This window comes from Microcystis sp. M113S1 (genome assembly GCF_020246945.1).
In the GTDB taxonomy this organism is placed as follows: domain Bacteria; phylum Cyanobacteriota; class Cyanobacteriia; order Cyanobacteriales; family Microcystaceae; genus Microcystis.
In genome coordinates this window covers 1-3,870 of record NZ_JADBSA010000292.1, presented here as the reverse complement: position 1 = coordinate 3,870, position 3,870 = coordinate 1, and the positions used below count along the sequence as shown (strand labels likewise).

8 protein-coding genes and 1 pseudogene are annotated in these 3,870 nt (G+C 40.4%); 8 read left to right on the top strand and 1 reads right to left on the bottom strand.

What is annotated here, in order from left to right:
* A partial coding sequence (locus IM319_RS14775; protein ID WP_287736048.1) for a hypothetical protein occupies positions 1–195 on the top strand: 195 nt, incomplete at its 5' end.
* Positions 196–197: 2 nt separating this feature from the next.
* Here IM319_RS14775 and IM319_RS22590 read toward each other — a convergent pair.
* A pseudogene (locus IM319_RS22590) lies at positions 198–302 on the bottom strand (phage integrase N-terminal SAM-like domain-containing protein); the annotation flags it as partial.
* Positions 303–556: 254 nt separating this feature from the next.
* On the opposite strand from IM319_RS22590, the gene IM319_RS14770 reads away from it, so the two are divergent.
* The 7 genes from IM319_RS14770 to IM319_RS14740 all read left to right on the top strand — a co-directional run.
* Positions 557–793 carry a hypothetical protein gene (locus IM319_RS14770; RefSeq protein WP_287077239.1) on the top strand — a complete coding sequence of 79 codons (237 nt, stop codon included), beginning with the start codon at positions 557–559 and terminating at the stop codon, positions 791–793.
* Positions 786–1,199 carry a type II toxin-antitoxin system VapC family toxin gene (locus IM319_RS14765; protein WP_287077241.1) on the top strand — a complete coding sequence of 138 codons (414 nt, stop codon included), beginning with the start codon at positions 786–788 and terminating at the stop codon, positions 1,197–1,199. The genes IM319_RS14770 and IM319_RS14765 overlap by 8 nt, the downstream gene beginning before the upstream one ends.
* Positions 1,200–1,291: 92 nt before the next feature.
* Positions 1,292–1,534: a hypothetical protein gene (locus IM319_RS14760; RefSeq protein ID WP_041804104.1), complete on the top strand. Its 243-nt coding sequence runs from the start codon at positions 1,292–1,294 to the stop codon at positions 1,532–1,534.
* 314 nt (positions 1,535–1,848) lie between these two features.
* A complete protein-coding gene (locus tag IM319_RS14755) occupies positions 1,849–2,127 on the top strand; it encodes a BrnT family toxin (RefSeq protein ID WP_287736046.1) in 279 nt (92 codons plus the stop codon).
* Complete coding sequence (locus tag IM319_RS14750) at positions 2,105–2,368, top strand: BrnA antitoxin family protein (protein WP_287077244.1); 264 nt, start codon at positions 2,105–2,107, stop codon at positions 2,366–2,368. The genes IM319_RS14755 and IM319_RS14750 overlap by 23 nt, the downstream gene beginning before the upstream one ends.
* Before the next feature lie 553 nt (positions 2,369–2,921).
* Complete coding sequence (locus tag IM319_RS14745) at positions 2,922–3,476, top strand: hypothetical protein (protein WP_287077246.1); 555 nt, start codon at positions 2,922–2,924, stop codon at positions 3,474–3,476.
* A gap of 293 nt (positions 3,477–3,769) precedes the next feature.
* Positions 3,770–3,870 (top strand): helix-turn-helix domain-containing protein (locus tag IM319_RS14740; protein WP_287683512.1); only part of this gene is annotated, 101 nt, incomplete at its 3' end.

The following is a 3,870-nucleotide window of genomic DNA, read 5'->3' as shown; positions in this document are numbered from 1 at the left end:
ATCGTAGACATGCACGAATATCCCCAATTTGCAGGTCAGGATAGTAGCGGCGTAGGTTGGGTTGAGCGCAACAATACTGGGGCGAAAATGGCTCAATTCGCTGGAAAAAGCGCAACCCAACCACCCCAAAGGTTACTCTTGATTTCTTCTGCTCCCATCTCGCGGGGATGTTTTTTGTTATGGAAGAGCAGGTAGCGTTTGATCCAGTCCACATAGGTTTGTTCGGTGCGGTAGGAGTAATGTTTGAGGCGGATCGTCTCTCGCACTACGTCCAGGAGTTTGCGGGGTGGGGGAAGGTTCATAACAGAGTACACTAATCGGCATAACACGCTTATCGTAATATTATACGGAAAACTTCTTGCGATCACTCCATTTGAGCGTAATATACGGAAAGATTCTTTTAAAAGTGCGTATTTAGCGTAATATAAGGAAAGTTTCCGTATTGGAGCGGATAGTTGATATATCTTAGCGTTGCAAAGTTTATCTGCTGCCGCTCTTGCCGCTTAAAGGTAAAGGTCAGGCTATACTGAAAACAATCCGTAGCCTTTAAAAAACAATGCTCCAAGAACTCGAAGCCGTTTTTGACGGAACAGCTTTTCAACTAGAAGTGCCCTTAAACCTAGCCGCAGGGACAAGGGTGCGGATTGTTGTTGAAAGTGTTCTGCCCAATGAAGTAAAACCACCTCAAACGTTTCTTAAAACTGCTCAGTCTTTAAAATTACAGGGTGAACCTGATTGGTCAGAAAAAATTGATCAATATTTATATGGGGAAACTCTTTCTGATAATGACTGAAGTCTTTTTAGATACTTCTTTTGCGATCGCGTTATCCTCCGTCACCGATCAAAATCATGCATGGGCTGTTGAGCTTGCTAATCAAATTGAGAGTAACAGCACTCGTTTGGTGACAACTCAGGTGATTTTGCTAGAAATAGGTAATGCGCTTTCTAAGCAAAGATACAGAGCGGCGGCAATCCAACTTTTAGAATCCCTCGAAACTGATCCCAGCGTTGAAGTCGTTTTATTAACCGATAGCCTATACAGATTAGCATTCAATTTGTTTAAGCAACGAGGAGACAAAGAATGGGGGTTAGTGGACTGTATATCATTCATCGTGATGCAAGATCGAGGAATCATTGACGCACTGACTGCCGATACCCATTTTCAGCAGGCGGGATTTAGAGCATTGTTAAAGGACTAATCACTTTACACGATGCCTAAGCCGTTATGCTGCTTCGATTGTTGATGGTGGCATAGTTTGGATATTCAGCCATAGCATTTAGGAGAGAAAAAATGGCTAACCAAGTCATATGCTCGCACTGCAATAGCAAAAACATTCAACCAACTAACCAGAAAAATTATGTCGAGTGTAAAGATTGTGGAGGTATTACTGATACTCGTGATTGGGCAGCTAAATTTCTTGGCTCGGCAGTAGGAACTGGGATAGCTGTGTTGGCTGTCGGTTTACTTCCAGATGAAATTACGGATGGTATTGCTGAAGGTGTCACTGATTTCATGGACGACTTTATGGCATGACCATAGAGGCTGATTTAGTATGTATTAGTTCTAGTCTTTGAGAGTTCCGAATGAAGAGAGTTAAAGCCATATTCGCACTCCTTATAGGTGTTGCGATCATAATATTTGCCCTAGTTGGTTCATTCCCAATTGCAACTAAAATTGGTATCATTTGCATCTATGGTGTTAGTATGGCAATTATTTTCAGCTATCTATCTTCTGGCTGAGAGTCTATACTTTTGGTGGCAATCGATTTCCAGCAAAGAATAAACCCATTTCAGCCAAATGTGTGATAATGAAAGAAATTAGTTCAGTCTGGCATACCTTAATTCTTCATGCAATTTGAGTGGGACGAAGCGAAAAATATTGAAAATATTCGTAAACATGAGATTGATTTTGCTGATGTTCCCACGATGTTTGATGGAGAAATGCTGATTGAGCTAGATGATCGTTTCGACTATGGCGAAGATCGCTGGTTTGGGATCGGTTTTCTCGGTTCTGGAATAGCAGTAGTAGTCTGGACGGAACGTCAAAAAAATGTAACCCGAATCATTTCAGCGCGAAGAGCCAACCGTTATGAGCAGAAACGATTTGAACAGTACCTCTCGTACTAATTGGGCAGCTTTAGAGTCAAGGTCAGAAGAGAATATCGACTACTCAGATATTCCGCCGCTGACAGATGAATTTTTTGAACGAGCTACTTTACGTATTCCAGCAGATCAAGCACACAACCTAGTTCAGCTTGATCCAGATGTGAAACAGTGGTTTCAGGCTCAAGGAGAAGAGTATAAAACCCTAATAAACAAGGTTTTACGTCAATATATGGAAAGCAACCAAACTCAGCACCAAGCATAACTTAGCCGTTAGCTGGCTAAATCTGGATCATGACAGCAGTTTGCAAGTAACTTCTTAGTAGGCTTAGAAATATCAAACTTAGGTTGATCAAGGGGATTAGAAAACATATGTCGCCTGTACCAACAGGCTATCACCTTAAGAAATAGTAGTTAGGAGTATTTTGATGTCTAGTAATCCCATCGGAGATTACATTTCGTATGAAATTTTTACCCAGGATATTTGTCTAGAGATTGTTTCCCCACCTCAAAGATGTTCTAGATGGTATCAAGGACTCTCTTTGCAGATTGATCAAGAAATATTGGGTGGAAAGGTAATAGCGTATCAAATCCGTTGGTTTAATGGTAATTGGTCAGCTTGGTTCGTTCCTGGAGTGAATGATATTGATCATAAGTATAATCCAGCTAATAATACGATGAGGAGAATGTGGTCATATTTTGATGACCATGAACATAGATATATTCTTTGCAAGGCTGGGAACTCTGTATCTATTTCCAAACCCCCAATCAACGAGAACGCCGTATCTATTTCTAAATTTACTATCAACGAAAATTCCATGTCTATTTCCCATTCTCGTATCAAACAATTCTACGAAGAAACTTTCATCCCTCAACTTCGCCAGTTGGAAAAAGACGGGACATTGTTTCCTTGGTTACTCGAATCTCCTAACTGTATAGGATATCTAGAGTTAGGATCGTTAGAATTAAATTCTGAATCCGAAGAATATCAGCCGACGTTAGATTTTGTTAGGGTAAAAAGGTTACCTTCCACTATCCCGATCAATGTACTTGATTCCTTTAACCATCATTACTTAACGTCTCAAACACGATTAGTGAATATTTATGTAGTGAGAACTACTGTTAATGAGGAGAGCAGTTATTCTATCCTCCTTAATGGATATGTTGATGATGGTTGGGATCAGGAAACGAAATTTCTAGAAGTTTACGATAGTCAAGGAAAAATAATTGGTTCTTGTCGCGGTGTCTTGAATCTAGACTGTCCCATTAAGTGGGAAGATCGCACTTTTACCATCGATGACTATGATTTTGGTTATGAAGAAATACAGATTTGGTCAGATAAGGATGTTGAGTATGTAGATGCTTTAGGCTAAAGAGATTTTAGGAAGTTTGTTGATGAGAGCAATCGATGAGGTGTCTGAGATGAAGTGGTTGGGGTAATCGGTGGCGAAAGCAAGCTAACTTAGCCGTTATGCTGCTTCATCTTTTGGTAGGGACAGTAGCTTAAGAGTTATCGGTTGCCTTTAATATTTGCAATATTTGGTAGCTAAAAGATCGTTGTTCAGGTGTGTTCATCGAAAATTTTGGGTCTGAAAGCCCGTCGTTCTACGACGGCTTTACTGTTAAATACTAGCGCATTTACCAAATATATTCTAAAATGTGAGACATAGAAAAAGCCTATTCGTTTCGATTTTACCCCACACCAGAACAAGAGTCGCTATTGCGGCGCACCTTGGGCTGTGTAAGATTAGTTTACAATAAAGCTCT